The sequence below is a fragment of the Bacillus sp. S71 genome, from assembly GCF_016625265.1.
GTDB classification, from domain to species: Bacteria; Bacillota; Bacilli; order Bacillales; family Bacillaceae_G; genus Bacillus_A; species Bacillus_A cereus.
Genome location: NZ_JACVUW010000003.1, coordinates 636,876 through 658,145, shown reverse-complemented (window position 1 = coordinate 658,145; position 21,270 = coordinate 636,876). Strand labels below are relative to the sequence as shown.

Sequence of the window (21,270 nt, the reverse complement as noted above, 5' to 3'; positions counted from 1 at the left end):
TTCAGTTAGTTTGCCGTTTTTTAGTTATTGATAATACATTGAAAGTAGGTAAGATGTGTGATAGAGTTTCGAAATGTTTCTAAAATGTATCCGAATGGCACAAGGGGATTGAATAATATAAATTTAAAGATTCAAAAAGGTGAGTTTATTGTAATGGTCGGATTATCCGGAGCTGGAAAATCTACACTTCTCAGATCCGTAAATCGTCTTCATGAGATTACAGAAGGAGAAATCATTATTGAAGGTGAGTCTATTACTTCTGCGAAAGGAAAAGGATTAAGGCGTATGCGCCGGGATATCGGTATGATCTTCCAGAGTTTTAACCTTGTAAAGCGATCAACAGTATTAAAAAATGTATTAGCTGGTCGTGTTGGATATCATTCCACATTACGTACAACGTTAGGTTTGTTTCCGAAAGAAGATGTGGAGCTCGCATTTCAAGCATTAAAAAGAGTGAATATTTTAGAAAAAGCATATGCGCGTGCTGATGAATTATCAGGAGGACAACAGCAACGTGTATCGATAGCTAGAGCATTGGCGCAAGAAGCAAAAATCATATTGGCAGATGAGCCTGTTGCATCGTTAGATCCACTTACGACAAAGCAAGTGCTAGATGATTTGAAAAAAATTAATGAAGATTTTGGAATCACGACAATTGTAAATTTACATTCTATTGATTTGGCTAGACAATATGCGACACGCATTATCGGATTACATGCAGGAGAAATTGTTTTTGACGGTTTAGTAGAAGAAGCAACGGATGAAAAATTTGCTGAAATTTATGGGGACGTTGCTCAGAAAAGCGAATTATTAGAGGTGGCAGTAAAATGAATGACGTGACGATATATTCAAATGAAATACCGAAGCCGCCGAGTAAATTGAAACATATGTTAACGTTTATTTTAGTTATTTTAATGCTGTGGAGTAGTAGTGTACAAGTAGATGCATCATTTTCAAAACTGGTAGACGGTTTTCCAAATATGGTAGATCTATTGAAAGAAATGGTGCCACCTGATTGGAGTTATTTTCAAGTTATTACAACAGCGATGTTAGATACAATACGTATGGCGATTATTGGGACGACCTTAGGAGCGATTTTAGCTATTCCACTTGCATTGTTTGCAGCAAGTAATGTGTTTACTAACACATTTTTATACAGTCTAGCTCGAATGATTTTAAATTTTATACGAACAATACCAGATTTATTATTGGCGGCTATTTTCGTAGCGATTTTTGGAATTGGGCCACTTCCAGGTATTTTGGCTCTTACTTTTTTTTCAATTGGACTTGTGGCGAAATTGTTGTATGAATCAATTGAATCAATTGACCCTGGCCCACTAGAAGCGATGACAGCTGTAGGGGCTACTAAGGTACAATGGATTGTTTATGGAGTCATTCCACAAGTAAAAGCACACTTTGTTTCCTATGTACTATATACATTTGAGGTGAATGTACGTGCAGCGGCTGTCCTAGGTTTAGTAGGAGCAGGTGGTATTGGACTATATTATGATCGTACACTTGGATTTTTACAATATCAACAAACTGCTTCTATAATTATCTATACCCTTATTGTTGTTTTGTTAATTGACTACATTAGTACATTGTTGCGGGAGAAACTATAATGAATAGAACGACGATGATTGTGCCAAAACCGAAGAAACCGAGTATATATCGCTGGATTATTTTAATAGCACTTACAGTTGTATATGTATGGGCCTTTTCAGGAGTACCATTAGAAGGGATAAAGGACACAGCAGGTGAAATCACGAAAGCAATTATGACAGGGATATTAAATCCAGACTGGTCGTATGTATCTTTGCCAGATGGTGAAGATTTATTACATGGATTAATTGATACGTTGGCAATTGCGATATTAGGTACATTTATTTCTGCATTTTTATCTGTTCCGTTTGCCTTTTGGGCGGCAACGAATATGAGTAGTGGAAAATTAACTTCAGGATCTGGGAAATTTGTACTTAGTTTTGTTCGTACGTTTCCTGAATTAGTTATGGCTCTTTTATTTATAAAAGCTGTTGGTCCAGGCTCTTTTGCAGGAGTATTAGCTTTAGGATTACATTCTATTGGAATGTTAGGGAAACTATATTCAGAAGGAATTGAAAACATAGATAAAGGACCGACGGAAGCGTTGCTAGCAACAGGAGCAAACCGTTTTCAAATACTTTGGTATGCAGTGTTACCACAAGTGTTACCAGATTTTCTATCGTATACGTTATACAGATTTGAAATTAATGTAAGATCCGCTGCGATTTTAGGGGTTATTGGAGCGGGAGGGATTGGTACACCTTTAATTTTTGCGCTGAGTTCACGGAATTGGTCTCGTGTTGGTATTATTTTATTAGGTATTATTTTAATGGTAATTATAATTGATTTGATTTCAAGTTCGATTCGGAAACGGATTGTTTAACTTATTTGAAAAGCATCGAAGTTAGATGCTTTTTTATGTTTTTAAAAACGTATTTAAAAAAGTAAGAATAGAAGAAATTTGTATAAATATACAGATAATTCTCTTTCTTTTTAAAATAAAAATAATGAAAAAGTATGTCATATTGAATGCCCATACATTCCCGGAAACATTGATTTTTTTATAAAAAATCAAAAAAATATCAACATATTTGTCGATACATGTTGTATAATCTTGCGTGGGAAGCTATCATATAAATGTATAAAACGTTTACTAATATAAGCGAAGGGAAGAATAGCATGTCACATTCAATCGAACAACTTTCTATCAACACGATTCGCACATTATCCATCGATGCGATTGAAAAAGCAAACTCTGGTCACCCAGGAATGCCAATGGGTGCAGCACCAATGGCTTATACATTATGGACTCAATTTATGAAACACAATCCAAATAACCCAACGTGGTTTAACCGTGATCGTTTCGTATTATCTGCAGGTCATGGTTCAATGTTATTATACAGCCTACTTCACCTATCTGGTTATGATGTAACAATGGATGACTTAAAGAACTTCCGTCAATGGGGAAGCAAAACTCCAGGACATCCTGAGTACGGTCATACAGCTGGTGTAGATGCAACGACTGGTCCACTTGGACAAGGTATTGCAACTGCTGTAGGTATGGCAATGGCTGAAAGACATTTAGCTGCTAAATATAACCGTGATGCGTATAATGTAGTAGATCATTATACATACGCTATTTGTGGTGATGGAGATTTAATGGAAGGCGTTTCTGCTGAAGCATCTTCATTAGCTGCTCATTTACAATTAGGTCGCCTTGTTGTGCTTTATGATTCAAACGATATTTCATTAGATGGCGATTTAAATCGTTCATTCTCTGAAAGTGTAGAAGATCGTTACAAAGCATACGGATGGCAAGTAATCCGTGTTGAGGATGGAAACGATATTGAAGCAATCGCGAAAGCAATTGAAGAAGCGAAAGCTGACGAAAAACGCCCAACGCTAATTGAAGTAAGAACGACAATTGGTTTCGGTTCTCCAAACAAATCAGGAAAATCAGCTTCACATGGTTCTCCACTTGGTGTAGAAGAAACAAAATTAACGAAAGAAGCATATGCTTGGACTGCTGAGCAAGATTTCCACGTAGCAGAAGAGGTATACGACAACTTCCGTAAAACAGTACAAGATGTTGGTGAAACTACGCAAGCAGAGTGGAACACTATGCTAGGTGAATATGCACAAGCATACCCAGAATTAGCAAACGAATTCCAAGCAGCAATGAACGGTCAACTTCCAGAAGGTTGGGAGCAAAACTTACCAACTTATGAATTAGGATCAAAAGCAGCAACTCGTAATTCTTCTGGTGCTGTAATTAATGCAATTGCAGAGTCTGTACCATCATTCTTCGGTGGATCTGCTGACCTTGCTGGTTCTAACAAAACATACATGAATAACGAAAAAGACTTTACAAGAGATGATTACAGCGGTAAAAACATTTGGTACGGTGTACGTGAGTTCGCAATGGGTGCAGCAATGAACGGTATTGCATTACATGGCGGTTTAAAAACTTACGGTGGTACGTTCTTCGTATTCTCTGATTACTTACGTCCAGCAATTCGCCTTGCAGCATTAATGCAATTGCCAGTAACGTATGTATTCACACATGACAGTATCGCTGTTGGTGAAGATGGTCCAACACATGAACCAGTCGAGCAATTAGCAGCGCTTCGTGCAATGCCGAACGTTTCTGTTATCCGTCCAGCTGATGGTAACGAATCTGTTGCAGCTTGGAGACTGGCTTTAGAATCTACAAACAAACCAACTGCTTTAGTATTAACTCGTCAAGACCTTCCAACATTAGAAGGTGCAAAAGATGATACGTATGAAAAAGTAGCAAAAGGTGCATATGTAGTTTCTTCAAGCAAGAAAGAAACGGCTGATGTTATCTTACTTGCAACTGGATCTGAAGTAAGCCTAGCTGTTGAAGCTCAAAAAGCATTAGCAGCAGACGGTGTTGACGCAGCTGTTGTCAGCATGCCATCTATGGATCGTTTTGAAGCTCAAACTGCAGAGTACAAAGAATCTGTATTACCAAAAGCAGTAACAAAACGTTTCGCAATCGAAATGGGTGCTACATTCGGATGGCACCGTTACGTAGGTCTTGAAGGAGATGTGTTAGGTATCGATACATTCGGTGCTTCTGCTCCTGGTGAGAAGATTATGGAAGAGTATGGATTTACTGTAGAGAACGTTGTTCGTAAAGTAAAAGAAATGCTTTAATGATTTCAGAAAAATCTCTCCGGCATGGAGAGATTTTTCTATGTAAATGAGTTTTTTCGACAGAAAAAGTTTTTTATCTCTCCGCAGTCAGACAATCATTGCAAATTTTCTTATATATAATGAAGAGAAAAGGTTGTCCAGATTGGGAGGGGAAAAATGAAAACGTATGAATTGTATTTAATTCAAGAGGATATTGCGAAATCTTATTTTGGTCGTGAATATTTGTTTTTTGATTTATTTGCTCGATTTTCAGAATCTGGGTCCCTTTCGGAGAAAAAAGTGTTATATAAACAAATGATGTATATAACAAAACCATTGCAAGTAATGAAAATTCATCATAAATTAGAACAAGCTTTGCGCGTTCTTGGTAAATATGATAGAACACATCATACACATACACTTTATACGGGAGCGGAGTACGGTGAAATAATGGTGAAACCGCACTATATTCGCATGAATACCTCTGGAAATGTCTCTATGGAAACGACTTTCTTTGAGGTGTTAAGAAAGTGTGAATTAACATTTTTAGCTATGGATTATGAAAATACAAAGTACGGATGGCTGAATCCTCTAAAACAAGTACGAACATATGTGTAAAAAATGTCGAATTGTATCTTGTCTTATTGAAAAGGTTTTAGTACACTGTAAGGTAGACAACATGAAGGAGGAAAATATATGCCAATTTGGTTAGGTATTCTAGTGGGCGTAGTAGCACTAGTAGCAGGCGTGGCGTTAGGATTTTTCATTGCCCGCAAATACATGATGAATTACTTACAAAAAAATCCACCAATTAACGAACAAATGTTAAAAATGATGATGATGCAAATGGGACAAAAACCTTCCCAAAAGAAAATCAATCAAATGATGAGCGCAATGAACAAGCAACAAATGAAATAAGCGCTAAAAGACACTCGCTAAGAGTGTCTTTCTTTTTGTTAGTTACAGTTTTTAAAACTTTTAAAAATTCTGTATTTTTGATAAACTGAAAACATCGCTCATTTTAAGGGAGGAGGAAAAAAATGAAAGTGTTTATGAATTTAGCGTGGTTTTTTAAACAAGAAAAACGAGCATACATAACCGGAATTATTTTATTATTTGGCGTTGCACTTTTAGAACTTGTAGCACCAAAAGTAATTGGAATCGTTGTAGATGAAATTAATGATGGAACATTGACGACCAATAAGTTACTAAATTGGGTTGTACTATTAGTAATTGTAGGTATTACGATGTACATATTACGTTACATATGGCGTATTATGATTTTCGGGTCTTCGTTAAAATTAGCTCGCCAATTACGAAAAAATTTATATGAACATTTTACAAAGATGAGTCCATCTTTCTATCAGTCAAATCGAACAGGTGATTTAATGGCACATGCGACCAATGATATTCAAGCGATCCAGCAAACTGCTGGAGCGGGTGTTTTAACGCTTGTTGATTCATTAGCTGTTGGGGGATGTGTACTCGTAGCGATGGGTTTTACAATTAGTTGGAAGTTAACATTGTTAAGTTTAATTCCGATGCCGATTGTAGCCATTTCGACAAATTATTATGGAACGTTATTACATAAAAGGTTTCATAAAGCACAGCAATCGTTTTCGGAAATTAATGATAAAGTGCAAGAGAGTATGAGTGGAATGAAAGTGATTCGATCGCTTGGGCAAGAGAAAGAAGATTTGCAGGCGTTTCGAAAAAAATCAGAAGATGTTGTGCATAAAAATGTGTTAGTTGCACGTATTGATTCGTTATTTGATCCGACAATCGCTCTTATCGTTGGATTTTCTTTTTTAATTGCAGTATGTTACGGATCGGTATTAGTTGTAAGAGGTGAATTAACAGTAGGTGATCTCGTTACATTTACGACATATTTAGGTACCCTTGTTTGGCCAATGTTAGCGTTTGGATGGTTGTTCAATATTATGGAGCGTGGGCGTGCTTCATATGACCGTGTAGAAAAAATTCTTTCACAAAAATCAGATGTAGTAAATAGAGAAAATGCTGTACATACAATAGCGAGCGGTAATGTTTCGTTTGCTGTTGATTCATTTTCGTATAAGAAAAATGAACTGTTACATTTAAACGATATTCACTTTGATTTGAAGAAGGGCGAAACACTAGGAGTTGTAGGACGTACAGGTGCAGGGAAAACGACTTTATTAAAATGTTTAATCCGTGAGTATGATCATTTTAATGGTGAATTAAAAGTTGGGGAGCGAGATATTCGAGATTTAACACTTCATGGTGTCCGTTCTGCTATTTCATATGTGCCGCAAGATCATTTTTTATTTTCAGCAAGTATTGGTGAGAATATTGCCTTTGGAAAGGCGGATGCTACATATAATGAAATTACCGAAGCTGCAGATATTGCTTGTATTCATAATGATATCCTCCAATTTTCAGAAGGATATGAAACAGTAGTAGGGGAAAGAGGCGTTTCGTTATCTGGTGGTCAAAAACAGCGAATCTCTATTGCTCGTGCTTTATTAACAAATGCTGAAATTTTAATTTTGGATGATTGTTTATCAGCGGTAGATGCAAAAACAGAAGAGACAATTTTAAGTGCCTTAAAGAGGGAAAGAGCAGGGAAAACGACGATTATTACTGCACACCGATTAAGTGCAATTCAGCATGCCAATCTTATTCTTGTTGTTGATGAAGGTAGAATTGTACAAAGAGGTACACATGAAGAATTAATGAAGGAAAACGGCTGGTATAAAGAAATGTATGAAAGTCAGCAATTAGAAGCTTTAGTTGAGAAAGGAGGCGTATGATGGTAGAGAAGAAGCGAAGTGATTTAAGTAGATTGCTTTCTTATATGAAGCCATATAAATGGTTGCTATCTTTAGCATTTATCTTTTTAGTTGGTGCGACAGTAACGGAAATGATGGGGCCTTTTTTAATTAAACAATTCCTCGATGAACACCTAGTACCGCGGGATTTTGAACGATCAGCACTCGTTACTTTATTTGTAATTTACATAGTTGCTCATTTATTAAAAGTATTATTTACGTATTTAAATCTATTGTACTTTCAGAACATTGCTTTTAAGATTGTTCAAGATATGCGAGTTGAAGTATATGAACATGTTCAAAAGCTATCATTAAGTTTCTTTGATCGTACGCCAATTGGTACGCTCGTATCTCGTATAACGAATGATACGGAAGCGATTAAAGATTTTTATGTCAGTGTATTATCAACATTTGTGAAAAATGTAGTCTTTTTAGTAGGTATTTTAATAGCGATGTTTTTATTAGATGTAAAATTAGCGTTATTTTCTCTCGTATTAATTCCGATAATGTTCGCGATTATGGTATTATATCGCCGGAAAAGTGCAGCTTTTTATTTAGAAGTACGTAATCAACTAAGCGTGTTAAATGCAAAATTGAACGAGTCCATACAAGGAATGAATATTGTTCAAGTGTTCAGACAAGAAAAACGTATGAGAAAAGAGTTTGAAGAAGTGAATAATAAACATTATAGTGCAGGGCGACGTACATTGAAGTTAGACGCATTACTTTTACGACCAGCTACGGATTTAGTACATATTGTAGCTATTGCTTTAGTACTAGGTTTATTTGGGATTGATGCTTTAAAGAGCCCTGTTGAAGTAGGCGTTTTATATGCTTTTGTTAACTATATACATCGTTTCTTCCAACCTGTAAATGAGATGATGATGAAATTGTCCTTTTTCCAACAGGCACTTGTTTCGTCATCACGTGTATTTCATTTAATGGACGAGAAAGATTTAGCACCGGTTCAAAAAGGCAATGAGAATCCTCAAGTTGTGGATGGAGATATTGAATTTAAAAATGTTACTTTTTCGTATGATGGAAAGCGTGACGTTTTAAAAAATGTATCATTTCACGTGAAACAAGGGCAAACGGTTGCTTTTGTTGGGCATACTGGTAGCGGAAAAAGTACGATTATGAATTTGTTAATGCGATTTTATAATCTTAAGTCAGGAAATATTGTAATAGACGGTGTAGATTTAGAAAAATTTGAAGAACGAGAAATTAGAAAGAAAATAGGACTCGTATTGCAAGATGCATTTTTATTTGCTGGAAATGTAAAGCAAAATATTCGTATGTATAATGAAGAAATTACGGATGAAGAAGTAAAAGAAGCTGCTCGATTTGTGCAAGCGAATACGTTTATTGAAAAGTTACCAGAGCAGTATGAAACAGAAGTAGTAGAAAGAGGTGCAGCATTTTCAAGCGGTCAACGACAATTAATTGCTTTTGCTAGAACGATAGCAACGAATCCGAAAGTATTAGTATTAGATGAAGCAACAGCTAATATCGATACAGAAACAGAAGAGGCTATTCAAACAGCGTTGCAACAAATGCGAAAAGGTAGAACGACGATAGCCATTGCGCATAGGTTATCTACAATTCAAGATGCAGATCAAATTTTTGTGATGCATGATGGAGAGATAGTAGAAAGAGGAACACATCAAGAATTACTAAGTGAGCAAGGTTTGTATTATAATATGTACTTGTTACAAAATAAAGGGAGTTTGCAAAAGGCCTTGTAAATACAAGGTCTTTTTTATTTTGTATACAAAATATATTTACTCTTTGTTTCTATAGCATAAATGTCGTGTCCTCTTATGAAACTTGTACATATTGTATGTATACGAAGTAAAAAAATTGATAGGAGATTTTATATGCAAAACAGATCGAGTTCAAATGTTACGTTTATTGATGTGTCTCATTGGGAAGGGAATATTGATTGGAATGCAGTGAAGGCATCTGGAATTCCAGCAGCGTATGCAAAAGCGACAGAAGGTGTAAATTACATTGATCCTACTTTTACTAAAAATGTACAAGCAGCCCGAAGTGCGAATGTATTAATTGGTGCATACCATTTTGCACGTCCAGAACAAAATGATGCAATTTCAGAGGCGAAATATTTTGTGAGTATATTACAAAGTAACCAGACAGACTTAATGCCAGTTCTGGATTTAGAATCACCAAAAGATCCGAGTAATAGTAATTTAACTGGTAGCGCTATATCGAATTGGGCAAGAAGCTTCATAAATTATGTGAAACAGGCTACTGGAAAAGATGTAATGTTATATACAGGAGTTTGGTATATTAATGAGTTCGGAATTAGCGGATTAAGTGATATTCCACTTTGGATTGCTAAATACTCGAGTACACCGCCTGCTGATGCTGGTGGATGGACAGCGTGGACAGCATGGCAGTACACAGATTCTGGACAAATTTCAGGTGTAGGAAATTGTGATGTATCAGCTGCAGTTTCACTAGAAGCTTTACAAGGGAATGGAGCAAGTGGTGGAGGGAATGTTTCTCCGCCTAATAATGCAACTCCAGTGTATGGGGTTGCTATAATTAATGGAGATAATGTGAATTTGAGAAGTGGACCATCTTTGCAGTCTAGTATAATTCGCCAATTGAATCGTGGCGAAACATATGAAGTTTGGGGAGAACAAGATGGATGGCTTTGTTTAGGGACAAATCAGTGGGTATATAATGATCCGAGTTATATTCAGTATAAACATTATGTGGCGACTATTACTGGTGATAATGTAAATTTACGTGACGCTCCATCATTAAAAGGAAATGTTATAAGACAGTTACATCATGGTGAATCGTATCGAGTATGGAGTAAGCAAGATGGATGGCTTTGCTTAGGGACAAATCAATGGATATACTACGATCCAAGTTATATTCAGTATGGTGTACAATAGAGTGAAAATAAAAGGTGCCCCGTCAGAGGTGCCTTTTATTAAAAATATACAACTTTTACAAAGTCTATATCGAAACCATAGTATACTATAGTAGATATATTTTAAAAAAATAATAGAAAATGAAATAAAGGGGTAAAAATATGAATTATGTGCTAATAGGTGCGGTTTTAATATTATTAGCTGTAGTATTTGTGCTGTTTTATAAAAATAAACAGTTAGAATCAGAGAGTCAGCAAGTAGAATTTGAAAAGAAACAAGCAATTGAAACGTATGAAAACGAAATTGCAGCTACGGTGATAGAGCATAAAGAACAACAAAATAATTTAAAAAATATGGAACAGAAAAAATACAATGATTTACAAGTAAGTGCAAATAGAGAAATTGAAAATATGCGTATGATGAAAAATCAATTAGCTATGCAACATAGTAAAGAACGTAGTGAAATACAAAATAAACATAATAACGAAATACATATGTTTCAAAAATTAATTGCAAATTTACGAGAATATACTAAAAACGGCGCTGAAATGAATATGTACGAAACATTACATTATATGAAGCGAGGATTCATAGAGCAAGGCATCATATTAGATGCTGAAATTGAAATCATGCCGAATGTTTTTATTAAAAATAATAGTGAAATAAACGATAATCGAATCCATCATCTCATCTTGTGCAAAACTGGTATTTATCTACTTGAGACGAAAGAATGGGAAGAGAAATTAATTCATGGTTTAACGAAAGAAAATGCTGGTATATATTCATTTATGATTGATGAAATGGGTAAGTATCAACAAGAACTTGAAAAAGAAGAGACATTTGAATATATAGTAGGTAAAGATTCGTCAACTATACAAGTGAAAAATGAAGGGAATCCAGTATATAAGGCGAAGAAACTATCTCAAATTTTATACAATTGTTTGAAAGAAATGCAGGCTAATAGTATAAAAGAAAAGGTAAAACCAGTTGTATATTTTTATAATGAAAATGGAAAAGAAATAATAGATCTTTCTAGTGAGGAAACACCTAGATTAAAAGATCGGGAGCAAATTGTAACGTTCTTCAGAAATGAAATCTTAGCAGGGAAAGTAGTATATACAGTGCAAGAATTAGAACAGATTCGAGAAATGATTAGCCGGATGAATTATATAGTGAGTTAAAAGGGGAGATCTTTCTGAACGCTATGCTACGTGGCATTTTGTATGTATATTTTTGTTTGTATATAGTAATGTACATTGTATTTATATTCGTCATTGATATGGTCCATATACCCTTAAGTGTAAGGAGCATTTTTGTAGTATTCATACCATTTGTTTTATTAGTCATGATTCAAAGGGCTATTTTATATGTTTCTAAAAATCGTAATGAAGAAAAGAAGCAAATGTTGGGGGTTTTAATAGTAGCACTCATACCATTAATAGTGTGCACTGTACAACTAAGTGTAAATGAATATACATCAAAGTTTAATCAAAATAGATGGTTAAATCATGCAGATAAGCGGGTACATATGGTAGATGATCTATTACAAAAATATAAATTAATAGGGAAATCAAATGAAGAAATTATCCAATTGTTAGGAGCTCCAACGGAAACGAGAAGTGGGGAAGAAGGAGTTACCACTTTGTATTATCTTGGGACTGAACGTGGCTTTATTCCAATAGATAGCGAACAGCTTGTTTTCCAATTTGATAGAGATGGAAAAGTCATGGAATATACGGTGCATAAAGATTAAAGAAACGTAGAGGGAAGCTATATGTTATAGCTTCTTTTTTATTTTTCAATATGTCACGGAAGGGGGAGAAGGTTTTTGAGTGGAATAAGGAATGAAAGCGGAGGTGATGCATATATATAGATGCATTGGGTGATTATTAGTCCGATTGGTGAGGGGTAATAATTAATAAGTACGAACAAAAACCCCACTCATTAAAGTTTCACTTTATCATATTGTATAAATGAAAAGGAGGTAAGACGGTGAAAGCAATCCCGACTGATGTCCTGAGTAAAGAATTGATGGAAAGAGAAGGAGTTATCTCTATTACAGTAAAGGAATTTGAAAAGATAGAAGTAGCTGGAGTGGTGGTCGCTGGTCCAGCAGTTATTTTGATTAATCAAGATTAAGTACATATCATTGAAATAAAAAGCATCCATCTAGGATGCTTTTTATTTGTATGTAAGCATAAATATGATGGATAATTGTGTTACTGGAGGGAAAGTCTGTGGCAATAATTATAACAATGTTAGTAATGGGTATTTTATTAGGATTTGTTGGAGCTGGAGGAGCTGGGTTTATTATCGCGATACTCACTTTAGTATTCCAAATTCCTATTCATGTTGCTCTTGCAACATCTTTAACTGCAATGGCATTTACGACATTATCAGGTGTTGTAAGTCATTACCGTGAAGGCAATGTTGCACTTATTATAGGCGGGATTGTTGGGGGATTTGGCGCAATTGGCTCTTATATTGGTTCTAAATTTGGTTCACTTATACCAGCACATCTTCTTCATTGGTTTACAGCTGGGATGTTATTTTTATCGGCAATTTTTATGTTTATTAAATTAATTATGTTCCAAAACAAAGAGAAGTCGTCTTTATATAAACATAAAGAGTTTTCCGTGAACTACTTGTTGAAATGTGTATGCCTTGGATTAGTTACTGGAATGATGGCTGGTTCATTTGGGATTGGTTCTGCACCGTTTATTCAACTTGGATTAATGGTTCTATTGGGACTTACGATTCAGCAATCTGTAGGGACAACAATGCTTGTTATATTACCGATTGCAATTGGAGGCGGGATAGGATATAGTTCGGAAGGATATTTAGATTATATATTGTTATTGCAAGTATTGATTGGGACCATGTTAGGGGCATACATTGGCGCGAAGTTTACAAATTATGCACCGCGAACGCTTTTGAGGTTTTCGATGATTATGACACCGGTTTTAGCTGGGTGTATGCTATTGATGGAATAAAGTGAAATTATAATCAGCAGGGGGTTACTGCTTACAAATAGCGGGATAAAATTAATATAGCAAACTATTAATATATTTTACGAATGAATTATATAGGTAATTCATATTTCCCATATAAAAGGATTTGTTTTAATATTATGAGTGTAAAGTTCGAGTATTCGAAGTACTACTTGAATTATATCCCTATCCCTTTTCTAAAAATGCGAACAAGTTTTGCCCTATTCTATTCAATAGTTAATTGCATAGAAATATATTGTTCGATGACCATTATGGAACGTACATAATGGGAAAATCCCGATCCTTAAAGAGGATGCCCCTAATCTTCATGTGAAAATATGATCGGATATGAAAGCTGCCCAATTTATGGTCAGCTTTCTTTTTGTTCGAAAATTATTTCTTCTTTAATTTCTGTTTGCAATAATACAGTTTTTCCGAAGCGACGTTTGCATTCCGCGCGCACTTTTTCAAGGGCTAGTAGCTGAGTAGTGGCGGGAACTGTGACAATAGCTTGGCGAGGTTTTCGATTTTCTTCACAAAAGACACATTCCACAACATAATTAGAAATCATATTTTCATCCTTCCATTTTTAATTTCTAAGAAGGGATTGTCTATGAAGTTGATGTAACTTTTCGTCATTGTTTTATTATTTTCCTCTTTTTTCAAGGGGAAAATAATAAAGAAGGCGAATTTTAGTAGGGGAGGGATGTTTATGGAGAGATGGATAGGTAGTGCAGCGGTATGTGTAAATGAAAAAAATGAAGTTTTAATGGTACTGCAGGGAAAAGAGGGAGAAGAAAAAAGGTGGTCTGTCCCAAGTGGAGGACTTGAAAAGGGAGAGACACTAGAAGAATGTTGTATTAGGGAAGTTTGGGAAGAAACAGGTTACAATGTGGAAGTTGTAAATAAAATATATGAAAAAGAGGGTATTACATACGGTGTTCCAGTGTATGTCCATTATTATTTTGTTAAACAAATAGGCGGTAATATGAAAATCCAAGATCCTGATGAGTTAATACATGAAATTGCTTGGAAAGGGATACATGAAGTTGAACAATTGTGTTTAGCTTTTCCAGAGGATTATGAATTGCTGTACCAATATATAAATAAAGAAGCAAGTATGTAAATACTTGCTTCTTTAATGTATCCAAGACAAGAAAAGCGGAACGATAACTAAACTAGCGCCTGCTGTTAAAAGCATGGATAAACTTGCAATTGTTCCTTCCACAGGACCGATTTCGAATGCTTTTGATGTACCGGTTCCATTTGCGCTCGTTCCTAACATAATACCTTTTGCGATTGCTGTTTTAATACGGCAAATACGTATGAGAGAAGGACCGAGCAATGCTCCTGTTAAGGCAGTTAAAACGACAAATACAGCAGTTAATTGTGACATACCACCAATCATTTCTGAAATAGCCATTGCGATTGGTGTTGTTACGATATGTGGCGCTAAACTATGTTCTAGTGATGAATCAATTTGAAAATAATTTGCTAGTAGTGCTGAAGTAATGACTGATAAAAACGAACCGACAATGACATTAAGTAAGATAGCCATTCCATGTTTCTTTAATAAATCAAAGTATTTATAGATTGGCCATGCAAAAGCAACTGTTGCGGGTTTTAATAATTCAGTTAACCAGTGACCACCAGATTCATATGTTTCATAAGGTGTATCTAATCCGAGCAATAAAGAAATTAAAATAATGGGACAGACGAGAAGAGGAGAAAGTAGACTCCAATTCCAGCGTTGATACATTTTTTTTGATATCCAATATGTGAATAGTGTTAATAGTAAACAAAGAAATCCGATCATTGCGTTGATCCTTTCCGCTTTAGTAGCAATTCTGTTAAAAGTCCTGTAACTAAGGTAACGCAAAGAGTGCTAATCATAATAATTAAAATGAGATCGATTCCATATTGTGTTAGTGTATCTCTGTAACGTATGACAGCGACTGCAGAAGGGATGAAAAATAAAATAAGTTCTTTTAATAAAAAATCTGCTCCGTCCTGTATCCATTCTTTTTTAACTAGGTTAAATTTTAATGAAATTAATAATAAAAAAATACCGATTATACTTCCTGGAACTGGGAGGTGTGCCTGTTTTGCAATCCATTCACCTGTCCAAGCGAAACAAAATAGTAATAAAATTTGTCCGCTTAACTTCCACCATTTCATACAGTAACCACCTCTTTCTTTTTTTACATAAAAATTGTAAAAAAGAATTAACAATTTCTACTATACGTTCATTCAAAATATTTGTCTAATATATAAATTATATGTTATTAATATATTAGACATATTAATCGAAAGTGAAAAGGGTGTCCAAAAATGGAATTACGGCATTTGCAATATTTTGTTGTTGTGGCAGAAGAGTTACACTTTGGACGGGCGGCTGCTCGTTTACAAATGACACAACCACCACTTAGTCAACAAATACAGCAATTAGAAAAAGAAATGGGAGTTACATTATTTTCAAGAACGAAAAGAAAGGTTGAACTAACAGAAGCAGGAGAAATGTTTTTAAAAGAAGTAAAAAAGGCGTTTGAACAAATTGAAAAAGCAGTAGAAGTTGCACAAAGTGCGCAAAGGGGAGAAGTAGGATCACTTTCAATTGGTTTTGTAGGTGCGGCGATATATGATATTTTACCATCAATTGTTAGGGAATATAGAAAAAAATTTCCGAGAGTGTCTGTTGCATTACATGAATTGTCAACACCAGATCAAGTTCATGCACTTCATGATAACCGTATCGATATTGGCTTTTTACGTCCACCAATTCCAACACAATTATTAGAATTAGAGCCAATTCAAAGGTTATCTTGCACCTTATGTTTACCAAAGGCACATCCACTTGCAGAGAAAGATGAAATACATATAGAAGATTTACGAGATGAGCCGTTTGTATTTATTACGAGACCAGTATGGCCAGCTTTGTATGATACAATTTTATCTCTTTGCAGAGAAGTTGGATTTAGTCCGCGTATTGTACAAGAAGCAACAGAGTATCAAACAGTTATGGGGCTTGTAGCAGCAGGGATTGGAATTACAGTAATACCCGTGTCGGCAAATAAGTTATATAAAACAGAAGTTGTATATAAAGAGTTATATGATTCTAATTTTGTTGCAGAAATGTCAGTGGCTTACAAAAAAATGAATAGTAATCCAGAGCTGCTAGAGTTTTTAAAAATTGCAAGAGAGAAGAAAAGAATAGAAGTAGAAGATGAGCAATAGTAGTAACAGAATATGGATTTAATTCAAATCCATAAAAGTACACCTTATTAAACAATAAAGCGGAAATGCAACTTAAGTTGCATTTCCGCTTTATTGTTCTTTTTTTAGCTCGATACTAAATAGATAAACGTGTTCATTTTCTTTTAAGAGTAGATCAATATCTGTTTCTTCATCAATGGTAGGAACGCTTACAGTTTCTTTACTGGTTTGGATTACAGCAGCTAAAGTTGTTTTTTGATTGTATTTTAAATTTTTTATAGATTGGATTGTAGTAGTTGCAGAGCTATTTACGCTTGGTGGCGCTTCTTCAGGAACAAGTGTTGAACCACCTTCAATATTCAGATACCACTGCCTTTTTTCTTGTATATCTTTATCGAATTGGAAATGTGGTGGTAAAAAAGAAAGCTTTACTTTCTTTTTTGAAAAATGTGAGGTAGCTATATTAGCAATTTCTTTTGTTTTTTTACCATTGTTATAATAATCAATTGTAGCATTTATTTCATCTTTATCATTTTTAAGAGTAACGTTATAAAACATGCTATTTCCTTCTTGAAAAGGAGTCATTTGTAAAATAGAAGCTTGCTCTTTTGTTAATTTGTATGGCTCAACAATGGCAACTTCATTGTTTTTTATTTGGCTACAACTTGTGAGTAATAATAAACACAAGATTGATAGTAATTTTATACGCATGCAATCTCCTCCTTTTTACAATTATATTCTAAATGTGATTTTTTATCATTTCGTTTTCTAGGACTAAAGACTTAGAAGAAATTCCGATTGTAGTGCGATGTTTAAAATGTCATATTTTTATACACTAGTAGTATAGAATGCGTATGTAATAAGGTAGGGGAAGAATTTTATGTCTTTATGTCGGTTAGCGAGAAAAAATATTAGAACATTTGCTACCAAAAGGATGAAGCAATTTATGTGGATTGCTATGAGTACTATGATTTTGTTTTTTATGATATCGTTACAATTTAATGAAGGAGCTATTTTGAAAGTAGGGGATGCATTTGTATTTCAAATGTATTTTTACACACTGTTTATTGCACTAATTTTCATATGTATTTTTACTACATATAAAATGATGTACTCCCTTTTGCTAGTGAGGAGAGAGGAGTTTACATCTTATGTAGCAGAAAATATAAAAAGAAAAGAAGTACTATGTTTATTATGTCAGGAGCAATTATTCATTTATGGAGCAGCGTTTGTTTTTGGATTAGTTAATGGGATGTTATTTTTAAAATTATTTACGGTTATCTTTATGAAAATAGCAGGGATACAAGGAGTAAATAGTGCGCCAATTACAATATATGCAGTTGTAATTATTAGTGTAATTATGATGACTGTCGTTTTAATATCGATGATGCAATGTTATCGATTTGTTCGAAGTTTAAAAGATGAAAATTCGTTGCGGTTTAAAGAAAGGGCATGAGAAATCATGCTTTTTTCTATTTTACACGTAAAAATAATCGTGTTACAGTGAAAAGACCTGACAAAGAATGGGAAGGAAAGGTTGTATAGAATGACAAATGAACAATCAATTGTAAAAGTCGATCGGTTAACGAAGCGAATCGGCTCAAAGACACTTGTACAAAATATTAGTTTTGAAGTGAAAAAAGGCGAGGTTGTCGGTTTACTCGGACCAAACGGTGCTGGAAAAACGACTTTAATGAGAATGATGGTTGGTATGATCCGTATGACAGAAGGTGAAGTATGGATTGATGGTCAATCTGTGAAACAGCAATTTGAAAAAACCGCTGCGAAAATTGGGGCGGTAATTGAGACACCCGAATTTTATCCTTTTTTGAGCGGGTATGAAAATTTAACATATTTCGGACGAATGAATGGTAATGTGACCGAAGAGCGTATCGATGAAGTAGTGAAATTGTTAGGAATGGGACAAGTAATTAATCGTAAAGTAAAGGCATATTCACTCGGCATGAGACAACGTTTAGGAATCGCTCAGGCGCTTATTCACGATCCGGATGTGTTGGTACTAGATGAACCGACGAATGGATTAGACCCTAGTGGAATACATGAAATGAGAATGTACATAAAAAAAATTGCACACGAACAAGGAAAAGCTGTACTTGTATCGAGTCACTTACTTTCAGAAGTTGAATTAATGTGTGACAGAGTTATCATTATTCAGCACGGGGAATATGTGGCTACGCAAAATATTCAGCATAGCCAAAGCGAAGAGATGGAGACGATCCGTATACGTGTAGATGATGCGAATAAAGCAGCGGAAATATTAGGGCATGATGTTTTAGTAAAAGATAATGAATTACTTATTAATGTAAAAGATGAAGAAATCCCAAATGTTATTCGTACATTGCTTGAGAAAAATATTCAAGTGTATCGTGTATATGAAGAAAGAAAAACGTTAGAAGAGCAATTTTTAGAATTAACAGGGGGAAAAGATATTGTTTAATTTAGTATATAACGAACTGTATAAAATATTTAAGCGGAAGCGAACGATTATTCCATTTGCGGTTATTGCAGTATTAATAATCGGATTAGGGTGGGTTACGGTAAAGTATTTTGAACCGGAAACAAAAGGATGGAAAGTAGATTATACAGAACGTACTGTAGAAATTGAGAAAAAGCTTGGCATGAAAAAAGAAGCTATTTTAGCAGAAAAATCAGGGGATGAGCTTGTAAAAGAATACCAGCTTAAGATGAAGCATTTAGATACGGATACAGCACCGGCAAGCAGTTCTCCACTTTCTTTCATGAGAGATACAGGTTTTATCGTATTTCCAATTTTGCTCCCATTTATCCTCGTGTATGCAAGTACAATTTTTGCGAATGAATATAGCTGGGGAACATATAAATTTTTAACAATCCGTCCGGCGAGTCGATTTAAAATTTTAACAGCAAAGTTTTTAGCAATCATTATATTTGCAGCTTTATTGTTTATATTTAATATGATTTTCTCTGCTTTATGTGGACTTGTTATTTATAAATTCCAACAGCCTGCATGGAGTGAGTTTATTTTCCAAGATGTAAATATAATAAAACAAAATATTTTTGTGGAAGCAAGTAAATATTATGTTTTATCGTGGTTACCAACGGTTGTGTATGCATCGTTTGCATTTATGATTTCTGTGTTAACGAGATCTAGTGGAGGTGCAATTGGTATTTCACTATTCCTTGCTTTATCAGGCAATATTGCGTTATTAGCAGCCACTAGATATAACTGGGCGAAATATTTATTGCCAGCAAACACAGATTTATATAGTATTTCAAAGAATGGAAGTTTTATTGATGGAGTAACATTCCCGTTTGCATCATGTATGTTACTACTTTATTTGTTCGTATTTTTATGTATTTCATATACTGTGTTTTTAAAACGTGATTTAACTTAATAAGAAAAGCCGTTCAGGGTGCTGAGATGCACTTTGAACGGCTTTTTTTATGAGAATTGTTTAAGTGCTCTTTCGGCTAGTAAAGCAAAGTATTCGGCACTTATAGGCAGTGCCTCTTCATTAATTGTAAAAGCAGGATGATGCCATTCATGTGTACCGCTCGTTCCCATAAAGACGAATGAACCTGGTATTTCCTGTTGGTAAAATGAAAAATCTTCTCCAGCCATTGACGGACTAGGCGAGATGATATTAAGGTTCATCTTTGTGGCAACTTGAGTAGATAAGTCTGTAAGAGCTTTATCGTTGTGAACAGCAGGAGGACCTGAAAAAAAACGGAATTCCGTTTTTACACCTAATGCATCAGATACACCTTTAATAATACGCTCCATGAGTGCTGGGATCTTTTCACGTGTTTCAGCTTGGAACGTGCGAATAGTTCCTTCTAACGTAGCTTTTGCAGGAATCACGTTCCACGTATTTCCTGCATGAATATTTGTAACACTAACAACCGCATTATGAGATGAACTTATATTTCGGCTTACAATTGTTTGCAGTGCCATCACAAGTTGAGAGGATGCGACAATAGGATCTACGCCAGCATCTGGTACAGCCGCGTGTGTACCAACTCCGTGAATTTCAATTTCAAATCGATCAACTCCGGCCATCAGTGGACCATCTTTAATGCCAATTGTACCTACTGGTAAATCAGGTTTATTATGCATGCCGAAAATCGCTTGCACATTACGTAAATGTCCAGCATTAATAACTTTGCAAGCGCCATTACTACTTTCTTCAGCTGGTTGGAATATGAAGCGAATCGTTCCATTTAGGGAAGATTCTCTTTCTTTTAATAAGAAAGCAGTACCTAAAATAGCAGCTGTATGAAAATCGTGTCCACAAGCATGCATTTTCCCTCGTACTTTAGATGCATAGGACAAATGTGTTTCTTCTTGAATAGGAAGGGCATCAATATCAGCACGAACTGCTACAATTGGCCCGTTTTTATTACCAGACACTTCAGCGATAATTCCTGTTTCTAAATTGGAATCAATGATAGTAATGTTTTTCTCTTCTAACCAATTTTTTATTGCTTTTGTTGTTTCGAACTCTTCATATGATAGTTCTGGATACTCATGTAAATGTCGACGGATGGAAATAAGTTTTTCTTTTAGTTGATTTGAAATAGATACCATGTAGTATGCCTTCTTTCTTCAGCAAAATATTTACCATAAGTATACAACAATAAAAGAGAGGATTC

The 21,270-nt window shown here is 34.9% G+C and carries 23 protein-coding genes; 18 read left to right on the top strand and 5 right to left on the bottom strand.

From position 1 onward, the window contains the following. Nucleotides 1-57 precede the first annotated feature (57 nt). From phnC to IBT51_RS10180, 13 genes are all read left to right on the top strand, one after another. Complete coding sequence (phnC, locus tag IBT51_RS10240) at nt 58-831, top strand: phosphonate ABC transporter ATP-binding protein (protein WP_000569234.1); 774 nt, start codon at nt 58-60, stop codon at nt 829-831. Further along, nucleotides 828-1,622 carry a phosphonate ABC transporter, permease protein PhnE gene (gene phnE / locus IBT51_RS10235; RefSeq protein ID WP_001000774.1) on the top strand — a complete coding sequence of 265 codons (795 nt, stop codon included), beginning with the start codon at nt 828-830 and terminating at the stop codon, nt 1,620-1,622. The genes phnC and phnE (IBT51_RS10235) overlap by 4 nt, the downstream gene beginning before the upstream one ends. Continuing rightward, nucleotides 1,622-2,425, top strand: coding sequence for a phosphonate ABC transporter, permease protein PhnE (gene phnE, locus IBT51_RS10230; protein ID WP_001082388.1), 804 nt, complete (start codon nt 1,622-1,624; stop codon nt 2,423-2,425). Before phnE (IBT51_RS10235) ends, phnE (IBT51_RS10230) begins: the two co-directional genes overlap by 1 nt. Nucleotides 2,426-2,721: 296 nt before the next feature. Then, nucleotides 2,722-4,722: a transketolase gene (gene tkt, locus IBT51_RS10225; protein WP_000019776.1), complete on the top strand. Its 2,001-nt coding sequence runs from the start codon at nt 2,722-2,724 to the stop codon at nt 4,720-4,722. 156 nt (nt 4,723-4,878) lie between these two features. Next, entirely contained in the window at nt 4,879-5,319 is a 441-nt protein-coding gene (sirA, locus tag IBT51_RS10220) for a sporulation inhibitor of replication protein SirA (RefSeq protein ID WP_000860652.1), read from the top strand. A gap of 78 nt (nt 5,320-5,397) precedes the next feature. After that, nucleotides 5,398-5,619 carry a YneF family protein gene (locus tag IBT51_RS10215; protein WP_001123317.1) on the top strand — a complete coding sequence of 74 codons (222 nt, stop codon included), beginning with the start codon at nt 5,398-5,400 and terminating at the stop codon, nt 5,617-5,619. A 122-nt stretch (nt 5,620-5,741) separates the two neighbouring features. Next, nucleotides 5,742-7,493, top strand: coding sequence for an ABC transporter ATP-binding protein (locus IBT51_RS10210; RefSeq protein ID WP_000862466.1), 1,752 nt, complete (start codon nt 5,742-5,744; stop codon nt 7,491-7,493). Next, nucleotides 7,493-9,256, top strand: coding sequence for an ABC transporter ATP-binding protein (locus IBT51_RS10205; RefSeq protein WP_088023386.1), 1,764 nt, complete (start codon nt 7,493-7,495; stop codon nt 9,254-9,256). Before IBT51_RS10210 ends, IBT51_RS10205 begins: the two co-directional genes overlap by 1 nt. A 132-nt stretch (nt 9,257-9,388) precedes the next feature. Beyond that, entirely contained in the window at nt 9,389-10,435 is a 1,047-nt protein-coding gene (locus IBT51_RS10200; protein ID WP_001181401.1) for a GH25 family lysozyme, read from the top strand. 140 nt (nt 10,436-10,575) lie between these two features. Then, nucleotides 10,576-11,595, top strand: a complete 1,020-nt coding sequence (locus tag IBT51_RS10195) for an NERD domain-containing protein (protein ID WP_088023389.1) — start codon at nt 10,576-10,578, stop codon at nt 11,593-11,595. A 23-nt stretch (nt 11,596-11,618) separates the two neighbouring features. Further along, entirely contained in the window at nt 11,619-12,167 is a 549-nt protein-coding gene (locus tag IBT51_RS10190) for a hypothetical protein (protein ID WP_065484986.1), read from the top strand. Between the two features lie 239 nt (nt 12,168-12,406). Beyond that, entirely contained in the window at nt 12,407-12,553 is a 147-nt protein-coding gene (locus tag IBT51_RS10185) for a BC1881 family protein (protein ID WP_000644411.1), read from the top strand. A gap of 98 nt (nt 12,554-12,651) precedes the next feature. Beyond that, on the top strand, nt 12,652-13,407 hold the full coding sequence (locus tag IBT51_RS10180) for a sulfite exporter TauE/SafE family protein (RefSeq protein ID WP_000974667.1): 756 nt from the start codon (nt 12,652-12,654) through the stop codon (nt 13,405-13,407). Between the two features lie 367 nt (nt 13,408-13,774). Here the strand turns inward: IBT51_RS10180 and IBT51_RS10175 are convergent, their stop codons facing one another. Next, nucleotides 13,775-13,975 (bottom strand): DUF3903 domain-containing protein, encoded by a 201-nt coding sequence (locus IBT51_RS10175; protein WP_000625226.1) that lies wholly within the window; start codon nt 13,973-13,975, stop codon nt 13,775-13,777. 141 nt (nt 13,976-14,116) lie between these two features. Between IBT51_RS10175 and IBT51_RS10170 the strand changes: the two genes are divergently transcribed. Beyond that, nucleotides 14,117-14,530 carry an NUDIX hydrolase gene (locus IBT51_RS10170; RefSeq protein WP_053563807.1) on the top strand — a complete coding sequence of 138 codons (414 nt, stop codon included), beginning with the start codon at nt 14,117-14,119 and terminating at the stop codon, nt 14,528-14,530. 12 nt (nt 14,531-14,542) lie between these two features. Here the strand turns inward: IBT51_RS10170 and IBT51_RS10165 are convergent, their stop codons facing one another. Together IBT51_RS10165 and IBT51_RS10160 are read right to left on the bottom strand one after the other, a co-directional pair. Then, the gene (locus IBT51_RS10165; protein ID WP_078401410.1) at nt 14,543-15,220 is read right to left on the bottom strand and encodes an LrgB family protein; all 678 of its coding nucleotides are present in this window, start codon (nt 15,218-15,220) and stop codon (nt 14,543-14,545) included. After that, nucleotides 15,217-15,582 carry a CidA/LrgA family holin-like protein gene (locus tag IBT51_RS10160; protein WP_000872365.1) on the bottom strand — a complete coding sequence of 122 codons (366 nt, stop codon included), beginning with the start codon at nt 15,580-15,582 and terminating at the stop codon, nt 15,217-15,219. The genes IBT51_RS10165 and IBT51_RS10160 overlap by 4 nt, the downstream gene beginning before the upstream one ends. 153 nt (nt 15,583-15,735) lie before the next feature. Between IBT51_RS10160 and alsR the strand changes: the two genes are divergently transcribed. Next, nucleotides 15,736-16,638: an acetoin biosynthesis transcriptional regulator AlsR gene (alsR, locus tag IBT51_RS10155; RefSeq protein ID WP_000423235.1), complete on the top strand. Its 903-nt coding sequence runs from the start codon at nt 15,736-15,738 to the stop codon at nt 16,636-16,638. Between the two features lie 90 nt (nt 16,639-16,728). Here the strand turns inward: alsR and IBT51_RS10150 are convergent, their stop codons facing one another. Beyond that, nucleotides 16,729-17,328, bottom strand: coding sequence for a histidine kinase (locus IBT51_RS10150; RefSeq protein ID WP_097920585.1), 600 nt, complete (start codon nt 17,326-17,328; stop codon nt 16,729-16,731). A 169-nt stretch (nt 17,329-17,497) separates the two neighbouring features. On the opposite strand from IBT51_RS10150, the gene IBT51_RS10145 reads away from it, so the two are divergent. The 3 genes from IBT51_RS10145 to IBT51_RS10135 all read left to right on the top strand — a co-directional run bounded on the left by IBT51_RS10145 (nt 17,498) and on the right by IBT51_RS10135 (nt 20,012). Continuing rightward, nucleotides 17,498-18,073 (top strand): ABC transporter permease, encoded by a 576-nt coding sequence (locus tag IBT51_RS10145; RefSeq protein ID WP_088023399.1) that lies wholly within the window; start codon nt 17,498-17,500, stop codon nt 18,071-18,073. A gap of 90 nt (nt 18,074-18,163) precedes the next feature. After that, nucleotides 18,164-19,075 carry an ABC transporter ATP-binding protein gene (locus tag IBT51_RS10140; RefSeq protein ID WP_053563810.1) on the top strand — a complete coding sequence of 304 codons (912 nt, stop codon included), beginning with the start codon at nt 18,164-18,166 and terminating at the stop codon, nt 19,073-19,075. Next, nucleotides 19,068-20,012: an ABC transporter permease gene (locus IBT51_RS10135; protein ID WP_200458084.1), complete on the top strand. Its 945-nt coding sequence runs from the start codon at nt 19,068-19,070 to the stop codon at nt 20,010-20,012. The genes IBT51_RS10140 and IBT51_RS10135 overlap by 8 nt, the downstream gene beginning before the upstream one ends. 47 nt (nt 20,013-20,059) lie before the next feature. Here IBT51_RS10135 and IBT51_RS10130 read toward each other — a convergent pair whose 3' ends face one another. Then, complete coding sequence (locus tag IBT51_RS10130; RefSeq protein WP_053563812.1) at nt 20,060-21,205, bottom strand: M20 peptidase aminoacylase family protein; 1,146 nt, start codon at nt 21,203-21,205, stop codon at nt 20,060-20,062. Nucleotides 21,206-21,270: the final 65 nt, after the last annotated feature.

Coding starts and splice junctions, on each gene's coding strand:
- tkt (WP_000019776.1), top strand. CDS start 2,722: ATGTCACATTCAATCGAACAACTTTCTATCAACACGATTCGCACATTA.
- phnE (WP_001082388.1), top strand. CDS start 1,622: ATGAATAGAACGACGATGATTGTGCCAAAACCGAAGAAACCGAGTATA.
- sirA (WP_000860652.1), top strand. CDS start 4,879: ATGAAAACGTATGAATTGTATTTAATTCAAGAGGATATTGCGAAATCT.
- IBT51_RS10160 (WP_000872365.1), bottom strand. CDS start 15,582: ATGAAATGGTGGAAGTTAAGCGGACAAATTTTATTACTATTTTGTTTC.
- IBT51_RS10165 (WP_078401410.1), bottom strand. CDS start 15,220: ATGATCGGATTTCTTTGTTTACTATTAACACTATTCACATATTGGATA.
- IBT51_RS10145 (WP_088023399.1), top strand. CDS start 17,498: ATGTCTTTATGTCGGTTAGCGAGAAAAAATATTAGAACATTTGCTACC.
- IBT51_RS10190 (WP_065484986.1), top strand. CDS start 11,619: ATGCTACGTGGCATTTTGTATGTATATTTTTGTTTGTATATAGTAATG.
- IBT51_RS10175 (WP_000625226.1), bottom strand. CDS start 13,975: ATGATTTCTAATTATGTTGTGGAATGTGTCTTTTGTGAAGAAAATCGA.
- phnE (WP_001000774.1), top strand. CDS start 828: ATGAATGACGTGACGATATATTCAAATGAAATACCGAAGCCGCCGAGT.
- IBT51_RS10210 (WP_000862466.1), top strand. CDS start 5,742: ATGAAAGTGTTTATGAATTTAGCGTGGTTTTTTAAACAAGAAAAACGA.
- IBT51_RS10215 (WP_001123317.1), top strand. CDS start 5,398: ATGCCAATTTGGTTAGGTATTCTAGTGGGCGTAGTAGCACTAGTAGCA.
- IBT51_RS10200 (WP_001181401.1), top strand. CDS start 9,389: ATGCAAAACAGATCGAGTTCAAATGTTACGTTTATTGATGTGTCTCAT.
- IBT51_RS10150 (WP_097920585.1), bottom strand. CDS start 17,328: ATGCGTATAAAATTACTATCAATCTTGTGTTTATTATTACTCACAAGT.
- IBT51_RS10195 (WP_088023389.1), top strand. CDS start 10,576: ATGAATTATGTGCTAATAGGTGCGGTTTTAATATTATTAGCTGTAGTA.
- IBT51_RS10170 (WP_053563807.1), top strand. CDS start 14,117: ATGGAGAGATGGATAGGTAGTGCAGCGGTATGTGTAAATGAAAAAAAT.
- IBT51_RS10130 (WP_053563812.1), bottom strand. CDS start 21,205: ATGGTATCTATTTCAAATCAACTAAAAGAAAAACTTATTTCCATCCGT.
- alsR (WP_000423235.1), top strand. CDS start 15,736: ATGGAATTACGGCATTTGCAATATTTTGTTGTTGTGGCAGAAGAGTTA.
- IBT51_RS10205 (WP_088023386.1), top strand. CDS start 7,493: ATGGTAGAGAAGAAGCGAAGTGATTTAAGTAGATTGCTTTCTTATATG.
- IBT51_RS10140 (WP_053563810.1), top strand. CDS start 18,164: ATGACAAATGAACAATCAATTGTAAAAGTCGATCGGTTAACGAAGCGA.